The organism is Intrasporangium calvum DSM 43043 (assembly GCF_000184685.1).
Classification (GTDB): Bacteria; Actinomycetota; Actinomycetes; order Actinomycetales; family Dermatophilaceae; genus Intrasporangium; species Intrasporangium calvum.
In genome coordinates this window covers 3,684,566-3,705,350 of sequence record NC_014830.1, presented here as the reverse complement: position 1 = coordinate 3,705,350, position 20,785 = coordinate 3,684,566, and the positions used below count along the sequence as shown (strand labels likewise).

General features: G+C 73.5%; 14 protein-coding genes. 9 read left to right on the top strand and 5 right to left on the bottom strand.

The window, feature by feature from the left end; genetic code table 11:
* The first annotated feature begins 118 nt into the window (after positions 1-118).
* Positions 119-1,588, top strand: a complete 1,470-nt coding sequence (locus INTCA_RS16880; RefSeq protein ID WP_013494139.1) for a PhoX family protein — start codon at positions 119-121, stop codon at positions 1,586-1,588.
* Positions 1,589-1,718: 130 nt separating this feature from the next.
* On the opposite strand, the gene INTCA_RS16875 is transcribed toward INTCA_RS16880, so the two are convergent.
* Positions 1,719-2,699, bottom strand: a complete 981-nt coding sequence (locus INTCA_RS16875) for an NAD(P)H-quinone oxidoreductase (RefSeq protein WP_013494138.1) — start codon at positions 2,697-2,699, stop codon at positions 1,719-1,721.
* A gap of 124 nt (positions 2,700-2,823) precedes the next feature.
* Between INTCA_RS16875 and INTCA_RS16870 the strand changes: the two genes are divergently transcribed.
* A complete protein-coding gene (locus INTCA_RS16870) occupies positions 2,824-7,383 on the top strand; it encodes a hypothetical protein (RefSeq protein ID WP_041307920.1) in 4,560 nt (1,519 codons plus the stop codon).
* 99 nt (positions 7,384-7,482) lie between these two features.
* Here INTCA_RS16870 and INTCA_RS16865 read toward each other — a convergent pair whose 3' ends face one another.
* On the bottom strand, positions 7,483-8,247 hold the full coding sequence (locus INTCA_RS16865; protein WP_013494136.1) for an IclR family transcriptional regulator: 765 nt from the start codon (positions 8,245-8,247) through the stop codon (positions 7,483-7,485).
* A 104-nt stretch (positions 8,248-8,351) separates the two neighbouring features.
* Here INTCA_RS16865 and hutH point away from each other — a divergent pair, with 104 nt between their 5' ends.
* Positions 8,352-9,911 (top strand): histidine ammonia-lyase, encoded by a 1,560-nt coding sequence (gene hutH, locus INTCA_RS16860; RefSeq protein ID WP_148236655.1) that lies wholly within the window; start codon positions 8,352-8,354, stop codon positions 9,909-9,911.
* 179 nt (positions 9,912-10,090) lie between these two features.
* Positions 10,091-11,746, top strand: a complete 1,656-nt coding sequence (gene hutU, locus INTCA_RS16855) for a urocanate hydratase (protein ID WP_013494134.1) — start codon at positions 10,091-10,093, stop codon at positions 11,744-11,746.
* 175 nt (positions 11,747-11,921) lie between these two features.
* Here the strand turns inward: hutU and INTCA_RS16850 are convergent, their stop codons facing one another.
* Together INTCA_RS16850 and INTCA_RS16845 are read right to left on the bottom strand one after the other, a co-directional pair.
* A complete protein-coding gene (locus INTCA_RS16850; protein WP_013494133.1) occupies positions 11,922-12,413 on the bottom strand; it encodes an aminoacyl-tRNA deacylase in 492 nt (163 codons plus the stop codon).
* A 35-nt stretch (positions 12,414-12,448) separates the two neighbouring features.
* A complete protein-coding gene (locus INTCA_RS16845) occupies positions 12,449-13,681 on the bottom strand; it encodes an MFS transporter (RefSeq protein ID WP_013494132.1) in 1,233 nt (410 codons plus the stop codon).
* 143 nt (positions 13,682-13,824) lie between these two features.
* On the opposite strand from INTCA_RS16845, the gene INTCA_RS16840 reads away from it, so the two are divergent.
* From INTCA_RS16840 to hutI, 3 genes are read left to right on the top strand one after another with little or no spacing between them, the layout of a single operon-like run.
* Positions 13,825-15,057 carry an allantoate amidohydrolase gene (locus INTCA_RS16840; RefSeq protein WP_013494131.1) on the top strand — a complete coding sequence of 411 codons (1,233 nt, stop codon included), beginning with the start codon at positions 13,825-13,827 and terminating at the stop codon, positions 15,055-15,057.
* A 12-nt stretch (positions 15,058-15,069) separates the two neighbouring features.
* Positions 15,070-16,407: a formimidoylglutamate deiminase gene (locus tag INTCA_RS16835; RefSeq protein WP_013494130.1), complete on the top strand. Its 1,338-nt coding sequence runs from the start codon at positions 15,070-15,072 to the stop codon at positions 16,405-16,407.
* A complete protein-coding gene (gene hutI, locus INTCA_RS16830; protein ID WP_013494129.1) occupies positions 16,404-17,660 on the top strand; it encodes an imidazolonepropionase in 1,257 nt (418 codons plus the stop codon). The genes INTCA_RS16835 and hutI overlap by 4 nt, the downstream gene beginning before the upstream one ends.
* On the opposite strand, the gene INTCA_RS19915 is transcribed toward hutI, so the two are convergent.
* Positions 17,626-18,186, bottom strand: coding sequence for a dsRBD fold-containing protein (locus INTCA_RS19915; RefSeq protein WP_013494128.1), 561 nt, complete (start codon positions 18,184-18,186; stop codon positions 17,626-17,628). The genes hutI and INTCA_RS19915 overlap by 35 nt on opposite strands.
* Before the next feature lie 148 nt (positions 18,187-18,334).
* On the opposite strand from INTCA_RS19915, the gene INTCA_RS16820 reads away from it, so the two are divergent.
* Positions 18,335-20,077 carry a GAF domain-containing sensor histidine kinase gene (locus INTCA_RS16820; RefSeq protein ID WP_013494127.1) on the top strand — a complete coding sequence of 581 codons (1,743 nt, stop codon included), beginning with the start codon at positions 18,335-18,337 and terminating at the stop codon, positions 20,075-20,077.
* Positions 20,078-20,085: 8 nt separating this feature from the next.
* The gene (locus INTCA_RS16815) at positions 20,086-20,763 is read left to right on the top strand and encodes a response regulator (RefSeq protein WP_013494126.1); all 678 of its coding nucleotides are present in this window, start codon (positions 20,086-20,088) and stop codon (positions 20,761-20,763) included.
* Positions 20,764-20,785: the final 22 nt, after the last annotated feature.

Below are 20,785 nucleotides of genomic sequence, written 5' to 3'. Positions count from 1 at the left end.
CTCCCGCTGTGTGAGTTGGGAGGGCCGCTTCGGGACGAAGAGGTCCATCTGTCGACGGTACGCCGATCCGCCCTTAGTGTGAACTGGATCACAACCTGCATCTCGAGGAGGAGTAATCGTGGCAATCGACAGACGCACCATGCTGCGGGGCAGCGCTGCAGTTGCGGGGGCGGCCGCCCTCGGTGGGCCGTTCCAGGGGCTCGTCGCGGGGCCGGCCACGGCGCTGGGGTCGCCGGCCTTCCGCAACCTGCGTCCCATCCCTGACCTTCGCGACGGCGCGGTCCGGCTCCATCTGCCGGAGGGCTTCAGCTACCGGTCCTTCCACGACACGGAGTCGCCGGTGGTGCTCGACGACGGGACGAACCTCCCCGGTCGGCACGACGGCATGGCGGCCTTCGACGGTCCGGGCGGGTTGGTCGCCCTCGTGCGCAACCACGAGGTGAACGGCCCCGGTCCCGCCTTCGGGCCGACGGGCGACTGGACGTACGACCCCATGGCCCGCGGCGGCTGCACCGTGGTCAACGTGTCTCACGACGGGCACGTCGACTCCGCATGGACGGGGATCAACGGCACGATGATGAACTGCTCCGGCGGTCCGATGCCGTGGGGCGCCTGGATCACGTGCGAGGAGACCGTCAACGGTCCTGACGTGGGCCCGGACTTCACACGAACCCCGAACACCGCGCTGACCCGGCCTCACGGCTACGTCTTCGAGGTGCCGGCGACCGGCCGCGCCTCAGGGGAGCCGGTCACGGCGGCGGGTCGGTTCGCGCACGAGGCGGTCGCGCTGGATCCCGTCGACGGGTACCTCTACCTCACCGAGGACAACTTCGGCTTCCCCTCCGGTTTCTACCGGTACCAGCCGAGTCGCCACCCGTTGGAGGCCGGACGCATCGACAACGACGGCCGGCTGCAGATGCTCGCGGTCCGGGGGACGCCCAACGCGCACCTGGAGGCCACGCAACCGCTCCGGGCGTCCTACCGCGTCGAGTGGGTCGACATCGACGACCCCGACCCCACCTTTCCCTACACGCCGGGTGAGACCGCCCCGACGACGAACGACGAGGCGATCGCCTACGTCGGGAACCAGGGGCGGGCCCAAGGGGCGGCCAACTTCTCGCGGCTCGAGGGGGCGGTCTACGAGAACGGGATCGTCTACTTCACGTCGACGCAGGGTGGTGGACCGGCCGAGGAGTCCGACGGGCCGATCGGGAACGGCTACGGCAACGGGTTCGGCCAGGTCTGGGCCTACCACTGCCGAGCCAACCGGCTCGAGCTCATCTACCAGTCCCCGGGCAAGCAGGTCTTCGACCTGCCGGACAACATCACCGTCAGCAAGCGCGGGACCCTCGTCGTCTGCGAGGACAGCAGCGAGGACAACTACCTGCGTGGGCTCAACCGTGGCGGGCAGCTGTGGGACATCGCGCTCAATCGGGTGCAGTCGGCCAGGGACGGCCGGCCCCGCTACGACGACGAGTTCGCCGGGTCGACCTTCAGCCCCGACGGTCGGACGCTCTACGTCAACATCCAGGCCAGCGCGGGCATGTCGTTCGCGATCTGGGGTCCCTGGCACCTGATGGGAGTCTGAACCCCGCCGGAGGGCTCGGGCCGTATGCCGCTGGGCCGGCTCTCGCACGGAAGCCGGCCCAGCGCTCGTCCCCCTCCTCGTCGAGTGTGCAAGAAGTGCCGGCACGAACTGCACACTCGACTGGCGTGAGTCAGGCGGTGAGCAGGAGGATCTTGCCCATGTGCGTCGACGCCTCCATCTCACGGTGCGCGTCCGCGGCCCGGTCGAGCGCGTGGCGCGAGTGGATCACCGGCCGGACGACGCCCGCCTCGATGAGCGGCCACACGTGCTCCCGGACGGCGGCGACGATCGCGGCCTTCTCGGCGGCCGGGCGGGAGCGGAGGGTGGTCGCGATGACGGCCGCCCGCTTCGCCAGCAGCGTGCCCAGGTCGAGCTCAGCCCGGCGCCCACCCTGCAGGCCGATGGTCACGAGCCGACCGTTGATGGCGAGTGCGTCGACGTTGCGGGACAGGTACTTCGCCCCGATGTTGTCGAGGATGACGTCGGCGCCGTGGTCGTGGTTGCCTTCACGGAGCTTCTCGACGAAGTCCTCGTCCCGGTAGTTGACCAGGATGTCCGCGCCGAGGTCCCGGCAGAAGTCGAGCTTCTCCGCCGTCCCCGCCGTCACGGCGACGTGGGCGCCGACCGCCTTGGCCAGCTGGATCGCCATCGTCCCGATGCCCGAGCTGCCACCGTGGACGAGCAGCCACTGGCCCGGCTGGATGTTGGCGGTCATGAAGACGTTGGACCAGACGGTGCAGACCACCTCGGGCAGGCCCGCGGCGTCGACGAGGTCGACGTCGGCCGGCTTCGGCAGCACCTGGCCGACCGGGACCGCCACCTCCTCGGCATAGCCGCCGCCCTCGAGGAGCGCGCACACCTCGTCGCCCACGGCGAACGAGTCGACCCCCTCACCGAGCGCGGCGACGCGGCCGCTGACCTCCAGTCCCGGGTACGAGGAGGCTCCGGGCGGCGGGTCGTACAGGCCGCGACGTTGCATGACGTCGGCCCGGTTGACCCCGGCTGCGACGACCTCGATGAGGACCTCGCCGCGGCCTGCGGCAGGCGTGGGGACGTCGGTGGGCACCAGGGCGTCGGGTCCTCCCGAATCAGGGATCGTGATGGCGCGCATGGTCGGAGCCTATGCGTCGCGGAACGACCGTTGCTCGCGGCCGGCGGAACGCGGCTCAGGACCTTCGTCACTGGTGAGTACTCGTGCTCTGGCGGGAGCGTGGAGCATGAGCGAGCCTTCGACCATGTCGCCGCACGACACACCCCGGACCCCGTCTCCTTCGTCGCACGGCGCTCGGCGGGGGGTCACGGTCCAGGACCTGACGCACCTCGACTTCGCCGAGGAGGTGCTCCTTCCCGAAGCCCGGTCCAGGGGAGTGCTCACGATGGCGTCCGAAGCGATCCTCTCCGCGGTCATCTCCGATCTGCGGCTCGAGGCCAGCGCAGGGGTGCGGCCCCATCCCCTGGCGACGGGCGAGCCGCTTCCGGGCGACCTCGGCCCGCTGGTGCCGGGCCGCCTCCCGGGGCTGCTGCCGCCATTTCTCGCGCCAGCACCAGCACCGTCGGCGGCACGCTCGTGGGCGGGACCGGGCGTGCTTCCACCACCTGAGCCGGTCCTCCCTCCCGTGCCCGCGTCCCGCCCGTCGCCGTTGCGGCAGTGGTGGGGGCGGACGCTCGAGGCCGTGGGCTCGGACCTGGCGGTCCACGGCCTCGCCTACCTCGGCGTGCTGCTCTTCTTCGTCGGTGCCTTCGGCCTGGTGGCCTTCGCGTTCGGTGACGTGGCCCGCGAGCTGCGGCCCGTCGCAGAGGCCGTCATCGCCGCGGCACCCTTCGCCGCCGGTGCTCTGCTGCGCCGGCGTCGTGCCGAGTTCGTCGGGCGGGCGCTCGAGCTCGCCGGCGGGCTGGTCCTGCCGATCATGCTCATCACGACCTTCCTCGACGGCGTCGAGCTGCCGCCCGACCTGAGCGGCGTGCCTCTCGTCGTGGCCCTGACCGTGATGCTCGGCGTCGTCGCCGGTGCCTATGCCGCGTGGTCGAGGAGGGTGCCAGACAGCGGGCTGCGCTTCCTCGTCGCCCCGGTTGCCTGGCTGGCGGTCGCCATGGCCACCATGGGGATCGGCCGGGCCATCCCCGAGGGCAAGGCGGTCGCGAACCCGAGTGCAGCCCAGGCTGCCGCCATGGCCCTCGCGGTGCTGGTCACGCTCGGGTGGGCTCAGTTCCGCCCGCGGGCCCCCCTCGCCGAGGCCAGCAGGACGGCCGCAGTTCCGGGTCTCGTGGTCGTCGGCTCCCTCGCGCTGCTCACCTGGGCGGCGGAGGGCGCGCCGGTGGCTGCGGTGCTCGTGGCCGGTGTCGCCGTCCTCCTGAGCATCGAGCTCCTCGCGCCGCGGCTCCCCGCTCTCGCGCCGGGAGCCGCAGAGCCGCTGTGGTGGCTGACGGTGTGGGCGGCGCTCATCCTGGGCCTGGCCGCCGAGCCGGGCGCGGTGCTCGACCCCGACTCCACCCTCGTCCTGGGGCCTGACACCCCGGCGGTGGCGGCCGTCTCTGTCCTGGCCGCGGCGGGGTTCCTCGCCATCCTGGAGAGGGCCGGGGCGCAGCGCCGCCGACCGGCTCCGGCCCTCCTGCTGCCCAGCATCGGCCTCGTCCTGACGCTGGTCGCGACCTGGGTCGAGCCGGGCTGGGCGGCCGCCGCCCTCGCCGGAGCGAGCGGCTGGGCGGCGATGCGGCGGATCAGGCCCTACCGGGCCGCCCCGGCCCGCGTGTGGCTCGACGTGGCGACGGCGGTCCTGCCGGTCGGGGCCGTTCTCGCCCTGGTGGCGGCGACGGACCCGGCGGTGGGAGCGGCAGGCGGGGCGGCCCTCGTGCTGCTCGCTGCGGTCCCCGCCCGCCGCGGCTGGCTCGACCGGCTCGACCGGCACGACCGGCACGACCGGCACGACCGGCACGACCGGCACGACCGGCACGACCGACGTGGCGACGGGTACTGGCCGCTCTGGTGGTCGGTCGGGACAGCCCTGGTCGCCCTGCTCGCGGTGGAGTCCTGGCTGTGGGCGCCGGACCCCCGGGGGCGGTGGTTGGTGGCCCTCGCCTTCGCGTTCCTCGCCGTGGGGGCCGCGATCGGACCAGCGACGAACGAGTGGCGGGTTCCGGCCGTCACGTCGCTGACCGCGCTCGCCTGGCTGGCCGCCTCGTCGGCTGTCGGGGCCGGCGACGACGTCCGCTACGCGGTGCTGGGGGCAGCGGGGCTCGGGCTCGTTGTCCTGGCCCACCGGCCGAACCGTCCGAGGTGGTCCGGGCCGGCGGCCTCGATCGGGGTGACCGGACACCTCCTCGGCGTTCTCGCCGTCCTGCCGGTGCTCGGAGCGCCGTGGGGTGGGGTGGCCACCGCCGCCACCGCCACCGTGGCGTGGTCGCTGACGAGCTGGTTCGACGCGACGGACAGGTCCGACCTCGGTGCGGCGCTGCGCTCCGCCGACGAGCGCGCCGGGTGGCTGCCCTACGCGCTCGCGCTGGCCGGCCTGCCGCTCACGGTCTCGCTCGCCCTCGACCGGTCCGGACTTCTCCTGTGGACCGACACGTGGGCGCCGGCCGTCGTCACGGGTGCCGCCCTGGCATACGCGCTGGTGCCCCGCACCGGCTGCCCTGAGCGCGTCGCCGTCGCCACGGCCTGGGGAGGTTTCGCCGTCGGTCTCGTCGCAACGGCGCTCGCCGTCGAGAACCTTCCTGCGGCGGTCGCGTGGGGCGCCATCGCGCTGGTGGTCGCCGTCCTGCCCCCGGTGCGGCGGCACCTGGTGATGACCTGGGTCGCGTGGGCCGCCCCGGTGCCGACGGCCTTCCTGCTCGGGCGGGAGCTGTGGCCATGGTTTGCGGCCCAGCCCGTCGAGGTGGCGGCTGCGCTCGCGTCGGTGTCGGTGGGTGTCCTGTTGGTGGTCGGCGCCGCCACTGCGGATGTGATCGGGCAGCCCTGGCAGCTCAGAGCGCGCCCGACCCACCCTTGGGCCCGGGCGCCGCTCGGCATCGGGGCCGTCTCGACCGGCGCCGGGCTCGCCGTCGCTCTGGCCAGCGGTTCCCAGCCGGTCGCCGGCTGGCTCCTCGTGACCGTCGGGCTGGCTCTCCTCGCGGTGGCGGCGCTGTCCCGCGCCGGGGTCCTGGCCGGCATGGCCGTGGCCGCTGCCTGGTGGGGGGTGCTCCTGCTGGCCCGGCCCGCGCTGGAGGCTCGACCATGGATCGCCGTCGCAGTGGTCCTCGCGCTCCTCGTCGTCGGGCACCTGTTCTCGATGCGCGCCAGCGGCCCGTGGTGGTCCCGTTGGGGCTGGCCGGCAGCCGTGGCCTCGGCGCCGATCGCGGTCAGCGGGCTCGTCCTCGCCGGGTCGGGCCGGCCGGCCAGCCCGGTGTACGTCGCCCTCGGCATCGCGGGCATCGCCGCCGGCGTGCGACTCCGGCTGCTGCCTGCGGCGCTGCTCCCACTCCTCGCTGTCGGCTCGGCACTCGGGCTCGTCGGCGCCGGATGGGCAGGCGCCGGCTGGCTCGCCCTGGCGTTGCTCGGGCTCGCCGCGACGCTGTCGACCCTCGGAGCCGTCCTCTCCGGTCCGGCCCAGCACCCGGTGCGGGTCGCCGGCGCCGCAGCCGCCGTCGCCGCGTGGATCGTGGGCGTCGACTGGCTCGGCTGGCAGGACCAGGCCGTCGTCGATGCCTCGGCGCTGGTCGGAGCGGGGGTGCTCCTCGCCGCCGCACTGCTCCTGACCACGAGCATCGACCGCGAGTGGCTCATCGTCTGGGGGAGCGCGGGCACGCTCGTGACGTCCGGCGCCGCGGCTGCCGTCCTGCTCCCTGACGCGGCCCGCGGCCTGCCCGACGCTCGCGCAAGCTGGTGGGTCGTCCTCGGGCTCGCCGTCGTCGCCGTCACCCTGGGCGCAGCCTCCTCCCGGGTTCGCCTGCCCTGGCTGCGCGACCTGGCCGCGGCCTTCCTCGCGCTGGGGCTGCTCGTCGCGCTGCAGGTCTCGGACGCCTCGGTGGCCGGCGCCGTGTGGACCCTCTGCCTGACCGCCTCCGCGTCGGCCGTCGCCCTGCTGGCCCTGGTCGGGGGACGACACGCGCCAACGTGGCGCCGTCCGCTGACGGGACTCGGGGTCGCCCTCACGGCCTGGGCGCTCCTCACGCCCCTGTCCGCCGATGCCGCGGCCGGCTGGGCCCTCCTTTCCGCACCGCTCGCCGCCGCCGCGCTGCTGGCGGTGGCTTCGGGGGTGGCCTACCGTCGGCTGCAGGTGCAGATGCTCGCTCCCGGTTTCGCCGCGGCAGCGTGGGTGGCGTTCGCGCTCGAGGCCCTCGAAGGCCGTCCGACGTGGGTCGTCGCCCCCATCGGGATGGCTGTCCTCGTCTCCGTCGGGCTGTGGCGCCGAGACCGGGCGGAGCGCGGCGAGCGGGTCGCGGACCCCGACGTCGTCTGGCTCGAGCAGGTGGGTGTGGCGTTGCTCGTGGGTCCCTCGCTGGCCCAGGCCGTCACCGAGTCGCTCGAGCACCTTGCGGTGGCCTTGGCCCTCGGGCTCGGTGTTGCCGCGTGGGGCGTGGTGACCAAGGTGCGGCGGCGGGTGGCGGCCGGTGTCGGAACGGGCCTGCTCGCCCTCCTCCTTCTCGTGGCCGTCCCGCTTGTCCAGCTCCTTCCGAGCTGGGAGGGGGCCGCCCTCTGGGCCCTCATCGCGGTCGTCGGGCTGGGCGCTGTCCTCGTGGCGGCCTTCCTCGAGCGCGGCAAGGCGGTCGCACGCCATGGCCTGACCCGCGTCAAGGAGGCCACGGCCGACTGGGAGTGAGTGGCGCTGCCGGCCCCCGCGCCCGGCCCCCGCGCCCGGCCCAGCCGGCGTGCGGGAGCCAGCCCAGCGGCATACGGCATGAGCTGTCCTGCGGCCGGCTCAGCGAGGGCTGGGACTGAGCCGGCGGGCAATGTCCGTGGCGGCGGCCCGGGCCCGGCCCACGAGCTCGGCGACGTGCTCCTCCTGCGCGTCGGCGCTGCGGAAGGTCACCGCGACCGCGGCGAGCGGCCGACCCGCCCGGTCGAGGACGGCGACGGCGACGGAGGACAGCTCTGGCGTGACCGTTCCGTCCTCGCGAGCGAAGCCGTCGGCCCGCGTGCGGGCCAGGAGGGCCCGCAGCTCGGTGAGCGACCGCGGCCCCGTCCCGTGGCGCTGGGTGAGGGACTCGCGGTCCGGATAGAGCGCCCGCACCTGCGGCCCGGGCAGCGCCGACAGCATGGCGACGCCGCTCGCCGTCAGGTGGGCGGGCAGGCGGACGCCGACGTCGGTGACGAGGGTGGGCTGGCTCGGAGCCCGCTCCTCGAGCAGGTAGATCACGTCCCGGCCGTCGAGCGTCGCGAAGTGCGCGTTGCGCCCCGCCTGGTCGACGAGCCGGCGCACCGGCCCCCGGGCGACCCGGGCCAGGGGGGCCTGCCGCTGGTACGCCGAGCCCAGCTCGTACGCGCCGGAGCCGAGGCCGAAGCGGCGGTCCTCGACGTAGTGCGTCACGTAGCCGCGCGAGCACAGGACCTTGAGCAGGTGGTACACCGAGGACCGGGGCAGCGGCAGGTCCCGCGCGATGGACGCGGCCGGGACGGGCTCCGCGTGGCGCGAGAGGTACTCGAGCACATCGAGAGCGCTTGCGGCTGCTGGCGCGTTCGGCACGCCGGCCCCCTTCGGGTCGGACCGAGGCGGATTGTCTCGGATCCGAGACAATTGTGCTCCTCCGAGGGCCGCTGCGTCACGCTGAAGGGGGTTCGATGGTCCCCATGACCGAGACGCGCACCTCGCCCGCCACCGTGTCCGTCGGCAGCGGGCCGCTCACCTTCGACGCCGTCGTCGCCGTCGCACGGCACGGCGCCCGCGTCGAGCTGTCCGCGGAGGCCGAGGGCGAGATCGCCCGCAGCCGCGCGATCGTCGAGGCGCACGCCGACGACACCGAGCCGCACTACGGCATCTCGACGGGGTTCGGGGCGCTCGCCACCCGGCACATCCCGACCGAGATGCGGGCGCAGCTGCAGCGGTCGCTCGTCCGTTCCCATGCCGCCGGTACCGGCGCAGAGGTCGAGCGCGAGGTCGTCCGGGCGCTCATGCTGCTCAGGTTGTCCACGTTGGCGACCGGTCGCACGGGCGTGCGCGTCGAGACAGCGAGGGCGTATGCCGCTGTGCTGAGTTCCGGGATCACCCCCCTCGTGCACGAGTACGGTTCGCTCGGCTGCTCCGGTGACCTGGCGCCGCTCGCCCACTGTGCGCTCGCGGTGATGGGGGAGGGGCCGGTCCGGCTCGGGGACGGCACCCTGACCGACGCCGGGACCGCCCTGCGTGACCACGGGATCGAGCCCGTCGTGCTCGCCGAGAAGGAGGGCCTGGCGCTCATCAACGGCACGGACGGCATGCTCGGGATGCTCATCCTGGCGATCGAGGACCTTCGCGGCCTGCTCAAGGTCGCCGACATCACCGCCGCGATGAGCGTCGAGGGCCTGCTCGGCACCGACGACGTGTTCGCCGCCGACCTGCACGAGCTGCGGCCCCACCCCGGACAGGCACTCTCAGCGGCCAACATCCGTGCGGTCATGGCGCGCTCGCCGATCCGGGAGTCGCACCGCACCGACGCCTGCACGCGCGTCCAGGACGCCTACTCGCTGCGCTGCGCTCCGCAGGTCGCCGGTGGCGCACGGGACACCGTGGAGCATGCGGCGCGGGTCGCGGGCTGGGAGCTCGCCTCGGCCATCGACAACCCCGTCATCACGAAGGACGGGCGGGTCGAGTCCAACGGCAACTTCCACGGGGCGCCGGTCGCCTACGTCCTGGACTTCCTCGCCATCGTCGCCGCGGACGTCGCGTCGATGTCCGAGCGGCGGACGGACCGGTTCCTCGACAAGGACCGGTCCCACGGGCTCAACGCCTTCCTCGCCGACGACCCGGGGGTCGACAGCGGCCACATGATCGCGCAGTACACGCAGGCCGCCATGGTCTCGGAGATGAAGCGCCTCGCCGTGCCGGCGTCCGTCGACTCCATCCCGAGCTCGGCGATGCAGGAGGACCACGTGTCGATGGGGTGGTCGGCGGCGCGCAAGCTGCGTCGCTCGGTCGATGCGCTGACCCGCGTCCTCGCGATCGAGCTCCTGACGGCCTCCCGAGGCATCGAGATGAGGGCGCCCCTCCAGGCGGCGCCGGCAACCGGGGCGGTCATCGCCGCACTGCGCGAGTCCGTCGAGGCCGTGGGCACCGACCGGTTCCTCGCCCCCGAGATCGAGGCGGCCGTCGACCTCGTCCGGTCGGGCCGGGCGCTCGCCGCCGTCGAGTCCGTCACCGGCCCCCTCCACTGATGATCGAAAGAGCAGTTCGTCCGCCCTCGGCACACTGTGGCCGTCAGGGAACGGCGGACGAACTGCTCTTTCGATCGGGGTGGTGTCACGAAGTGCTCTTTCGATCGGGAGCCAGCCCAGCGGCATACGGCACCGCGTTGGTCTTGAACTGAAACTGCTTGGACGAGAAGGGAACTGACATGGAAGGTGCACGACCCGTCCGCGCCCCGCGCGGCACCCGGCTGACCGCGCAGTCGTGGGCCACCGAGGCCCCGCTGCGGATGCTCATGAACAACCTCGACCCCGAGGTCGCCGAGCGGCCCGACGACCTCGTCGTCTACGGCGGCACGGGCCGGGCGGCGCGCGACTGGAAGTCGTTCGATGCGATGGTGCGCACCCTGACGACCCTGAAGCAGGACGAGACGATGCTCGTCCAGAGCGGCCGACCCGTCGGCGTCATGCAGACGCACGAGTGGGCCCCGCGCGTGCTCATTGCCAACTCGAACCTCGTCGGCGACTGGGCGAACTGGCCGGAGTTCCGGCGGCTCGAGCACCTTGGCCTGACGATGTACGGCCAGATGACCGCGGGGTCCTGGATCTACATTGGGACGCAGGGCATCGTCCAGGGGACGTACGAGACGTTCGCCGCGGTGGCGGAGAAGCGCTTCGGCGGCACGCTGGCCGGCACGCTCACCCTGACCGGCGGCTGCGGCGGCATGGGCGGCGCCCAGCCGCTGGCCGTCACGATGAACGACGGCGCCTGCCTCATCGTCGACGTCGACCCGGCCCGCCTGCACCGCCGCGTCGAGCACAGGTATCTCGACGAGGTCGCAGACAACCTCGACGAGGCGGTCGACAAGGCCTTGCGGGCGAAGGAGGAGCGCCGGGGCTGGTCCGTCGGCGTCGTCGGCAACGCGGCCGAGATCTTCCCCGAGCTGCTGCGCCGCGGCGTCCCGATCGACATCGTCACCGACCAGACCTCGGCGCACGACCCGCTCTCGTACCTGCCCGAGGGGATCGCGCTCGAGGACTGGCACGAGTACGCCGAGAAGAAGCCCGAGGAGTTCACCGACCGGGCGCGCGAGTCGATGGCCACGCACGTCCAGGCGATGGTGGAGTTCCAGGACGGCGGCGCGGAGGTCTTCGACTACGGCAACTCGATCCGCGACGAGGCGCGCCTCGGTGGGTATCAGCGTGCGTTCGAGTTCCCCGGCTTCGTGCCTGCCTACATCCGGCCGCTCTTCTGCGAGGGCAAGGGGCCGTTCCGGTGGGTTGCGCTCTCCGGCGACCCGAAGGACATCGCGGCGACCGACCGGGCCGTCCTCGACCTCTTCCCCGACAACGACCGCCTGCACAAGTGGATCCGGGGGGCGCAGGACCGGATCGCCTTCCAGGGGCTACCGGCCCGGATCTGCTGGCTGGGCTACGGCGAGCGCGACAAGGCGGGGCTGCGCTTCAACGAGATGGTGGCCTCGGGGGAGATCTCGGCGCCGATCGTCATCGGCCGCGACCACCTCGACGCAGGCTCGGTGGCCTCGCCGTATCGGGAGACCGAGGCCATGGCCGACGGCTCCGACGCGATCGCCGACTGGCCGCTGCTCAACGCGCTCGTCAACACGGCCAGCGGGGCGAGCTGGGTGTCGATCCACCACGGCGGCGGCGTCGGCATCGGCCGGTCGCTGCACGCCGGCCAGGTGTCGGTGGCTGACGGAACGCCGCTCGCTGCGCAGAAGCTGGCGCGCGTCCTGACCAACGATCCCGGCATGGGCGTGATCCGGCACGTCGACGCAGGGTATGAGCGGGCGGAGGAGGTCGCGCGCGATCGCGGCGTCCGGATCCCGATGCAGGAGGGGTGACATCGGCGCCGCAACAACTCAGCCGCGGCGGGGTTGCGGTGCGGGGGCGGCGTGATCCGGCGCAACAACTCAGCCGCGGCGGGGTTGCGGTGCGGGATCGGCGTGATCCGGCGCAACAACTCAGCCGCGGCGGGGTTGCGGTGCGGGATCGCGGCGGGACGAAGTGCTCTTTCGATCAGCGGGGGAGGGTCTCGGCGTCGGAGATGTCGGCGACCCGGGCGTCGAACTCGCGGATGACGTCGTCGCCGGCCACGGTCAGGCCGACGCCGTGCGCGCCGCCGCCGATGGAGATCGTCCGTCCGCACAGGTGCGTGTCGGCGATGACCGGCAGCCGCGACCGCGAGCCGAACGGCGTGATCGTCCCGCGCTCGTACCCGGTCACCTCCCGGGCCTCCTCGGCGTCCGGCATCGAGATCCGGTTCGTGCCGAGCAGCGCGCGCACCTTGGCCCAGGAGAACGTCCGGTCGCCGGGCATCAGGACGAAGACGTGCTCGCCCTCCGACACCCGCACGACCAGGGTCTTGATCAGGTCGCGCGGCTCGATCCCGCGGGCGGCGGCGGCCTCCTCGAGCGAGCGGACCCGTCCGTGTCGCGTGACCGTGTGCGTGATCCCGGCAGCCCGGGCGGCCTCGATCGCGGGGGTGCTCGCCTCGTGCTCGGTCGTCATGCCACCCCACTCTAGGGCCGGGCCGGCGGCGACCCTCAGCGTCGGCGCCCGTCCAGCGGCGGGACCCGTCGCAGGTACTGGGACAGCGCCCCCACGACGGCGACCAGGCTCACGGTGAGCACCATGACGCCGGGCCAGGCGCCTGCGGACCAGGCCACCCCCGAGAGACTGCCGACGACCGACGAGCCGAGGTAGTAGGCGAACAGGTAGAGCGACGCCGCGGGTCCGGGAGCCAGCCCTGCGGCATACGCCCGAGCGGGCACCCACCCGCTGGCGATGCCGTGCACTGCGAAGAACCCACCGGTCATCACGGCCAGCCCGGCGATGATGACCGGCAGGCTGTCGGGGATCGTCAGCAGCAGCCCCGCAGCGAAGACGACGGACGCGACGGCGAGGACGGAACGACGGGGATACCGGTCGGCGAAGCGTCCGGCGACGGTCGAGCTCACCGTGCCGACCGGGTACACGAGGAACACCAGGCCGATCGCGCCGAGGCCGAGGTGGAACGGAGCCGAGCTGAGTCGGAACCCGGCCCCGTTGAACACCGCGACGAAGACACCCATCGCGCTGGCCCCGATCGCGTAGAGCCCCACGAGGGCCCGGTCCGTCAGGGCGCCGCGCATGAGCCCGAGCAGGTGGCCCAGCCGCGCCGGCGCCGGGGTGAAGGCACGGGAGGGTGGGAGCAGGAGTCGCACGGCCAGCGCGCACGCGAGGCCGAGTGCGCCGATCGCCGCGAGGGACCAGCGCCAGCCTGCGTGCTCCCCGACGAACCCAGAGAGGACGCGCCCGATCATCCCGCCGAGGGCGGTGCCGCCGATGTACAAGCCGGCGGCTCGAGCCTGCACGCCTCGGTGCAGCTCCTCCCGCAGGTAGGCCGTCGCGACCGCGGGGAGCCCCGCGAGCGCGGCGCCCTGGAGCAGGCGCAGCAGGAGCAGCGCGTGCCAGCCGGGGGCGAGCGCGCACACCAGGCCGATGATGCTCGAGGCGGCGAGCGAGGCGTGGATGAGAGGGGTCCGACCCACCACCTCGGAGAGCGGGCCGGCGAGGAGGAGGGCGGTGCCGAGGCCGATCGTCGTGAGCGAGAGGGACAGGGTGCTCTCGGCCGCTGTGACGCCGAACGCGTCCATGAGCTCCGGGAGCAGGGTCTGCGTGCTGTACAGCAGTGCGAACGTCGCGATGCCCGCGGCGAAGAGCGCGACGGAGATGCGCCGGTACTCCGGGTCCCGGGTGCGGTAGCCGTGGCTCCCGGGGTCGGGCGTCGACGTCATGGCACCACTCTGCGCCAAGCGAAGCCGCGCGGCACGCCGGCGGCGCCACGTGAGACGCGCAGCACCGGCGGTTCGTCTCGGATCTGAGACGGTTCGGACCGGTCGATGAGCCACCGCCTCGTGCGGCGGTGTGGAATGTGACCATGGCGAGCGACTTCACCCGCATGTGGTCCGAGCTCGAGCCGGTCGGACGCGACCCGCAGACCGGTGGTTATCGCCGGTTCGCGTGGACGCGCACCGACCGCGACCTGCGCGAGTGGTTCGCGGGGGAGTGCGCGGCGCGCGGACTGGACCTCACCGAGGACCGCGCCGGCAACCAGTGGGCCTGGTGGGGCGACCCGGACGAGCGCCCCGGCATCGTCTTCGGCTCGCACCTCGACTCGGTTCCCGACGGGGGCGCGTTCGACGGGCCGCTCGGGGTCGTCAGCGCCCTCGCGACCGTCGACGCCCTCCGCGCCGCCGGCCGCACCCCGGACCTCCCGCTCGGCGTCGTCAGCTTCGTCGACGAGGAGGGCGCCCGCTTCGGGGTCGCCTGCGCGGGCTCGCGGATCATCACCGGCCAGCTCACCGCCGAGCGTGCTCGCGGCCTGACCGACGCCGACGGCGTGACGATGGCGGAGGCCTGGACGGCGGCCGGTCGCGACCCGAGCACGATGGGCCCCGACCCCGAGGCGCTCCGTCGCGTCGCGGCCTTCGTCGAGCTCCACGTCGAGCAGGGCAAGGCGCTCGCCCTCGCTCCCGACGGGACCGAGGACCTCACCGACCGCCGCCGGGCCGTCGCCATCGGCACCGACATCTGGCCGCACGGACGGTGGCGGATCGACCTCCCGGGCGAGGCCAACCACGCCGGCACGACGCGACTCGTCGACCGCCGCGACGCCATGCTCGGGTTCGCCGCCGTCGTCCAGGACACGAGGTCGTATGCCGCTGAGCTCGGTTGCGTCGCCACCGTCGGCAAGGTCGTGGTCGAGCCGGGCGGCGTCAACGCCGTCCCGAGCCACGTGACGGCGTGGCTGGACGCGCGGGGCGTCGACGAGGCGGCCGTCCGCGCCACCGTGGCGGGCATCCTCGGCACTGCGGAGCGGTTCGACGCCATCCACCGCGAGGAGTCGTGGACCCCGCCGACCCGGTTCGATGCTGGCCTCGTGAGCCGGCTCAGCGGCATACTCCCTGATGCACCCCACCTCGGAACGGGGGCGGGGCACGATGCGGGCATCCTCGCCACCCATGGGATCCCCACGGCGATGCTGTTCGTCCGCAACCCGACCGGAATCTCGCACTCCCCCGTCGAGCACGCGGAGCTCGCCGACTGCCACGATGGGGTCGCGGCCCTCACCGCCGTCGTGACCGACCTGTGCACCCGAGATGCAGACTAAGGACCTCTACAGATGACGTCGTTCTGGTGCGAGAGCGCATGGTTGACCGGCGGTTTCGCGAAACGGGTGCGGCTGGTCGTCACCGCCGGCCTGCTCCGCGAGGTGCACGTCGACACCGACCCCGAGGAGCGGGACGTCATCCTCGAGGGGGTCACCCTCCCCGGGATGGCCAACACGCACAGCCACGCCTTCCACCGAGCCCTCCGGGGCCGGGTCAACGGCGGGGGCGGCAACTTCTGGAACTGGCGCGAGCAGATGTACCAGGTGGCCGCGCAGCTCAACCCGGACACCTATCTCGCGCTCGCGCGCGCGGTCTTCGCCGAGATGGTCCTGGCCGGCTTCACGCTTGTCGGCGAGTTCCACTACGTGCACCACCGGCCCGGCGGCAAGAAGTTCGGCGACCCCAACGCGATGAGCCTCGCGGTCCGGCAGGCCGCTGACGAGGCCGGCATCCGGCTCACCCTGCTCGACACCTGCTACCTCGAGGGTGGTCTCAACGGCGGGGGCCACGTCGAGCTGCACCCCGGGCAGCTGCGCTTCAGCGACGGCTCGGTCGACGCCTGGGCCGAGCGCATGCTGGCCCGCCGGACCGAGACCGACCGGGCCCGCCTCGGCGCCGCCATCCACTCCATCCGCGCGGTGCGCAAGGAGGACCTCCCGAGGGTCGTCGAGGCCGCGGGCGGGATGCCGTTGCACGTGCACCTCTCCGAGCAGCCCGGCGAGAACATGGCCTGCCAGATGTTCTACGGCTGCACCCCGACGGAGCTGCTCGACGACGCCGGCGCCCTCGGCCACCACGTGACGAGCATCCACGCGACGCACCTGACGGACCGGGACATCGAGCTGCTCGGTGCCACCGGGACCGGGGCCTGCTTCTGTCCGACGACGGAGCGCGACCTCGCCGACGGCATCGGGCCGGCCCGCGCGCTGCACGACGCCGGCGCCCCGCTCTCGCTCGGCACCGACCAGCACGTCATCATCGACCCCTACGAGGAGCTGCGCGGCCTCGAGATGCACGAGCGGCTCATCACCAACGAGCGGGACCGCTTCACGCCGAGCGAGCTGCTCCAGTCCGCCTCGTTCAACGGTTACCGGGCCCTCGGCTGGTCCGACGGCGGGCACCTGTCCAAGGGGGCTCTGGCTGACTTCGTGACGGTCCGGACCGACACGGTCAACACGGCGGGCTCCGCACCCGAGCAGATCATCTACTCCTGCGTCGCCTCGGACGTCTCCACCGTCGTCGTCGGCGGCGACATCGTCGTCCGCGACGGCCAGCACCGGCTCGGTGACGTCGGGCGCCTCCTCGGTTCGTCGATCGAGCGGGTCGTCACCGCGGCGGTCGGCTCGTGAGCCTGCTGCTCACGGGGATCGCCGAGCTCGTCACCAACGACCCCGTCTGGGGGGAGCAGCACACTGATCCCGGCGACCGTCTCCTGGGAGTCATCCGCGACGCGGCCCTCGTCGTGGGCGGTCCGGGCCCTGACGGGACCGGGCTGCCGCTCATCGAATGGGTCGGCCCCGCGTCGGAGGCGCCCGACGCCGACCAGCGCCGGCACCTCGGCGGCCGCGCGCTGATCCCCGGCTTCGTCGACTCCCACACGCACCTCGTCTTCGCGGGCGACCGCTCCGCCGAGTTCGCCGCGCGGATGACGGGACGGCCCTACGACGGTGGCGGGATCGCGGTGTCCGTCGCCGCGACCCGCGCCGCGACCGACGACGAGCTGCGGACCCTCGTCGCCGCCCGCGTCGCCGAGGCGCGGGCGCAGGGCACGACGACGGTGGAGATCAAGAGCGGCTACGGCCTCACCGTCGAGGACGAGCTGCGCTCGCTGCGGATCGCCCGCGAGCTCACCCCCCACACGACCTTCCTCGGTGCGCACGTCGTGCCGCCCGAGTACGCCGACCGCCGGGGCGACTACGTCGACCTTGTCACGGGGCCCATGCTCGACGCCCTCCTCGCCGATGGGCGCGACGCGAGCCCAGCGGCATACATCGACGTGTTCTGCGAGCCGCACTCTCCGCACGCCTTCGACGGCGACGAGGCCCGCGCGGTCCTCGAGGCGGGCCGGGCCCGCGGACTCGGGCTCCGGGTCCACGGCAACCAGCTCGGCCCCGGCCCCGGCGTCCAGCTCGCCTGCGAGCTCCGCGCGGCCAGCGTCGACCACTGCACCTACCTCAGCGACGCCGACGTCGACGCGCTCGCCGCGGCCCGCGGCACCACCGTGGCGACGCTGCTGCCCGGCGTCGAGTTCTCGACCCGGTCGCCCTACCCGGACGCCCGCCGACTCATCGATGCCGGGGTCGCTGTCGCCCTCGCCTCGGACTGCAACCCCGGGACCTGCTACTCGTCGTCGATCCCCTTCGCCATCGCCCTGGCCGTGCGGGAGATGGGCATGACGCCGGCCGAGGCGCTCCACGCGGCGACGGCCGTGTCGGGCAGGTCGCTCGGGCTGGACCGTCGTCTCGCCGTGGGCGAGCCCGCCGAGCTCGCGGTCGTCGACGGCCCGAGCCACCTGCACCTCTCCTACCGCGCCGGCGTCCCGCTCGTGCGGGCGCTCGAGCCCGGGGTCAGACGGCCCGGATGTGGGCCTTCTCGCCGGTGAGGTCGGACACGTCGATCTCGGCGGTCTCCATCAGCTGGTCGGCCAGGTGCCGCAGCGCCCGAGCCACGGCCACCTCGTCGCCGATCTCGGGCACCCCCGGGTCATGGGCGGACCGGTGCGCGGTGCCCCGCGCGCTCAGCCGCTCCGGGGAGTCGGCGATGAGCACGACGTTGGCGCTCGTCTCGTCGCCGGACTCGAAGATCGAGACCCGCACGTTCCACTCCCGGACGTGGCCGGGTCGGAGGTCCGCCGCCGTCGGGGCCGCTGCGGTCCGGGCCGCGGCCTCGGGTCGGGGCGGCGGAGCGGCGACGGTCACGGGGGGCGGCGCCACCTGGACCTCGGTCGTCCCGAGCCGGAGCACCGCGCCGGGACCTGGGTAGATCAGGCCGGTGTGCCCGTTCGACCAGCGAACGAGGTAGGGCGGCGCACCCTCGCCACCGCGGATCTCGAGGATCTCTCCGTCCCGGGTGGGCTCGTCGATGTGCTCGGCCGCGAGAATGATGCGGTCTCCGACTCGTGCGCGCATGGTGGCCTCCTTGGACCCTCAACAGACTCCCCCAACGAACCCGCTCAGCACACCACCGGGGTGCCCACCCCGGCAGGGTCGAAGGTCCCGTTCCCGTGGCTCTGCGGCAAACCCGACCGAACCCGCGGGTTCTGCCTACGATCGAGACATGGAGCGTGACCACGGCGGAGGCGGCACGGCCTCCGGGACCGGTGTCACCGTGCGGGAGCCGCACCGGGCCGCGACCGTCGACGACGACCATCTGGCGGCGCTGGTCGAGGCGATCACGCCGTTGAGCGCCGACCTGGATCTCCCCGAAGCCCTCTCCCGGATCGTCTCCGGGGCATGTGAGCTCGTGGGGGCCCGCTACGGAGCGCTCGGGGTGCTCGGACCGGACTCACGCCATCTCGCCGCCTTCTACACGCATGGGCTGACGCCGGACGAGGTGGCCCGCATCGGCCTGCCTCCGGTCGGGCACGGGGTCCTCGGGCTGCTGCTGACCGACCCCAGGCCGCTCCGGATCGACGACCTCACGCTCCACCCGAGGTCAGTGGGCTTCCCGGCGCACCACCCGCCGATGCGCAGCCTGCTCGGTGCGCCGATCCGGATCCGCGACCGGATCTTCGGCAACATCTACGTGGCCGACAAGGAGGGTGGTGGGACCTTCACGGCCCAGGACGAGTCGCTGCTCGTGTCCCTCGCTGGGGCCGCCGGCTCGGCGCTGGACAACGCCCGGCTGCTGGCCCAGAGCGAGGTGCGGGAGCGGTGGTCCGCGGCGACGAGCCAGCTGGTCCAGTCCCTCCTCGAGTCCGAGTCGGAGGAGGCCTCGGTCGCGCTCATGGCGACGCAGGTCCGTGAGCTGAGCGGTGGCGTCGTGAGCGCGGTCGCGTTCGTCGACGCGGCGGGGCGGCTCGAGATCCGGGCCATCGCCCGCCGCGCCGGAGCGCCCGTGCCACCGGCCGGAGAGCCCTCCGGTGCCCTCCTCCGCGGGGGCGAGTGGGACGAGCTGCTCGCCGCCCGCCAGCCCATCCTCCACGTGCCGGGCGGCGCCGAGGACCCGCGGGCCCGTCCGGCGGAGGAGGCGCGACGCGTGCTCGGGCTCGTGCCGACGACGGCCGTGGCGCTCGTGCCGCTGGGCGCCGGCCCGCGCGGCAACGGCCTGCTCATCACGGGGTGGGACGAGAGCGACGAGGCGACCGCGCAGGACGCCCTGCCCGCCCAGGCCGCCTACGCCGTCCAGGCCGGGGTCGCCATCCTGGCCGCGCAGGCGCACGCGGACCGCGGTCGGGTCGCCCTGCTCGAGGAGCGGGAGCGCATCGCCCGCGAGATGCACGACCACGTCATCCAGCAGCTCTTCGCCACCGGGCTGTCCCTCCAGTCGGCCGTCCCGCTCGCGCAGCACCCCGTCGTCCGCGTCCGCCTCAGCCAGGCCGTCGACGACCTCGACCGGGCCATCCGCCAGATCCGTCAGGCGATCTTCGAGCTGCACCGGCAGGACCCCGGCGAGAACCTCCTCGCCGTGCTGCGGGCCATCGCCGAGTCGTATGCCGTGAGCCTGGGTTTCGTCCCCGAGGTGACCGTCTCGCCGGGGCTGGGTCCACTGCCCGACCGGCTGCGCGCCGACGTCATCGCCGTCGTCCGTGAAGGGCTGGCCAACGTCGCACGCCACGCCCGGGCCGGCGTCGCACGGGTCGAGGTCCGCGACGCTGCTTCCGGAGATGGCGGCATCTGCGTGCGCGTCACCGACGACGGGGTGGGCTTCGACGCCGCCGACGCGCGCAGCGGCCTGGTCAACCTGCGCTCTCGGGCGGCCGCGCACCACGGCTGCCTGGAGATCCGCCGCGTCTCGACCGGAGGCACGGCGCTGGAGTGGAACGCCCGGCGCGACAGCCAGACACCAGGCAGGAAGTGACCTCCTCCATGGATCCCCTCACCCCGACGACGGCGGCCACCAAGGTCTTCCTCCTCGACGACCACGAGATCGTGCGGCGGGGCCTGCGGGACCTCGTCGAGGCGGCGCCTGACATGGAGGTCGTCGGCGAGTCCGGCTCGGCCCGTGAGGCAGCGCGGCGCATCCCCGCGCTGCTGCCCGACGTGGCGGTGCTCGACGTCCGCCTCCCCGACGGGTCCGGGATCGAGGTCTGCCGCGAGATCCGGTCGGTCGACCCCCGGATCAAGGCCCTCATCCTGACGTCCTACGACGACGAGCAGGCCCTCGTGTCCTCGGTGCTCGCCGGCGCCTCCGGCTACCTGCTCAAACAGCTGAGCGGTGAGGGCATCGTCGCCGCGATCCGCCGGGTCGCGGCAGGGGAGGACCTGTCCGACCACCCCCACGCCAAGGCGCTCCGGGACCGGTGGGCCGCGCGCGAGGAGCACGACCCGCGCCTCAAGGCACTCTCGCCCGTCGAGCGCCGGATCCTCGACCTCATCGCCGAGGGCCTGACCAACCGCCAGGTCGGCGACCGTCTCCACCTCGCCGAGAAGACGGTGAAGAACTACGTCTCGTCCGTCCTCAGCAAGATGGGCATGGAGACACGCACCCAGGCCGCCGTCTATGCCGCGACCCACCGAGAGCCCCACGACCCACCCGTGCCGTGAGACCCCGAACCCCACCGCAGCG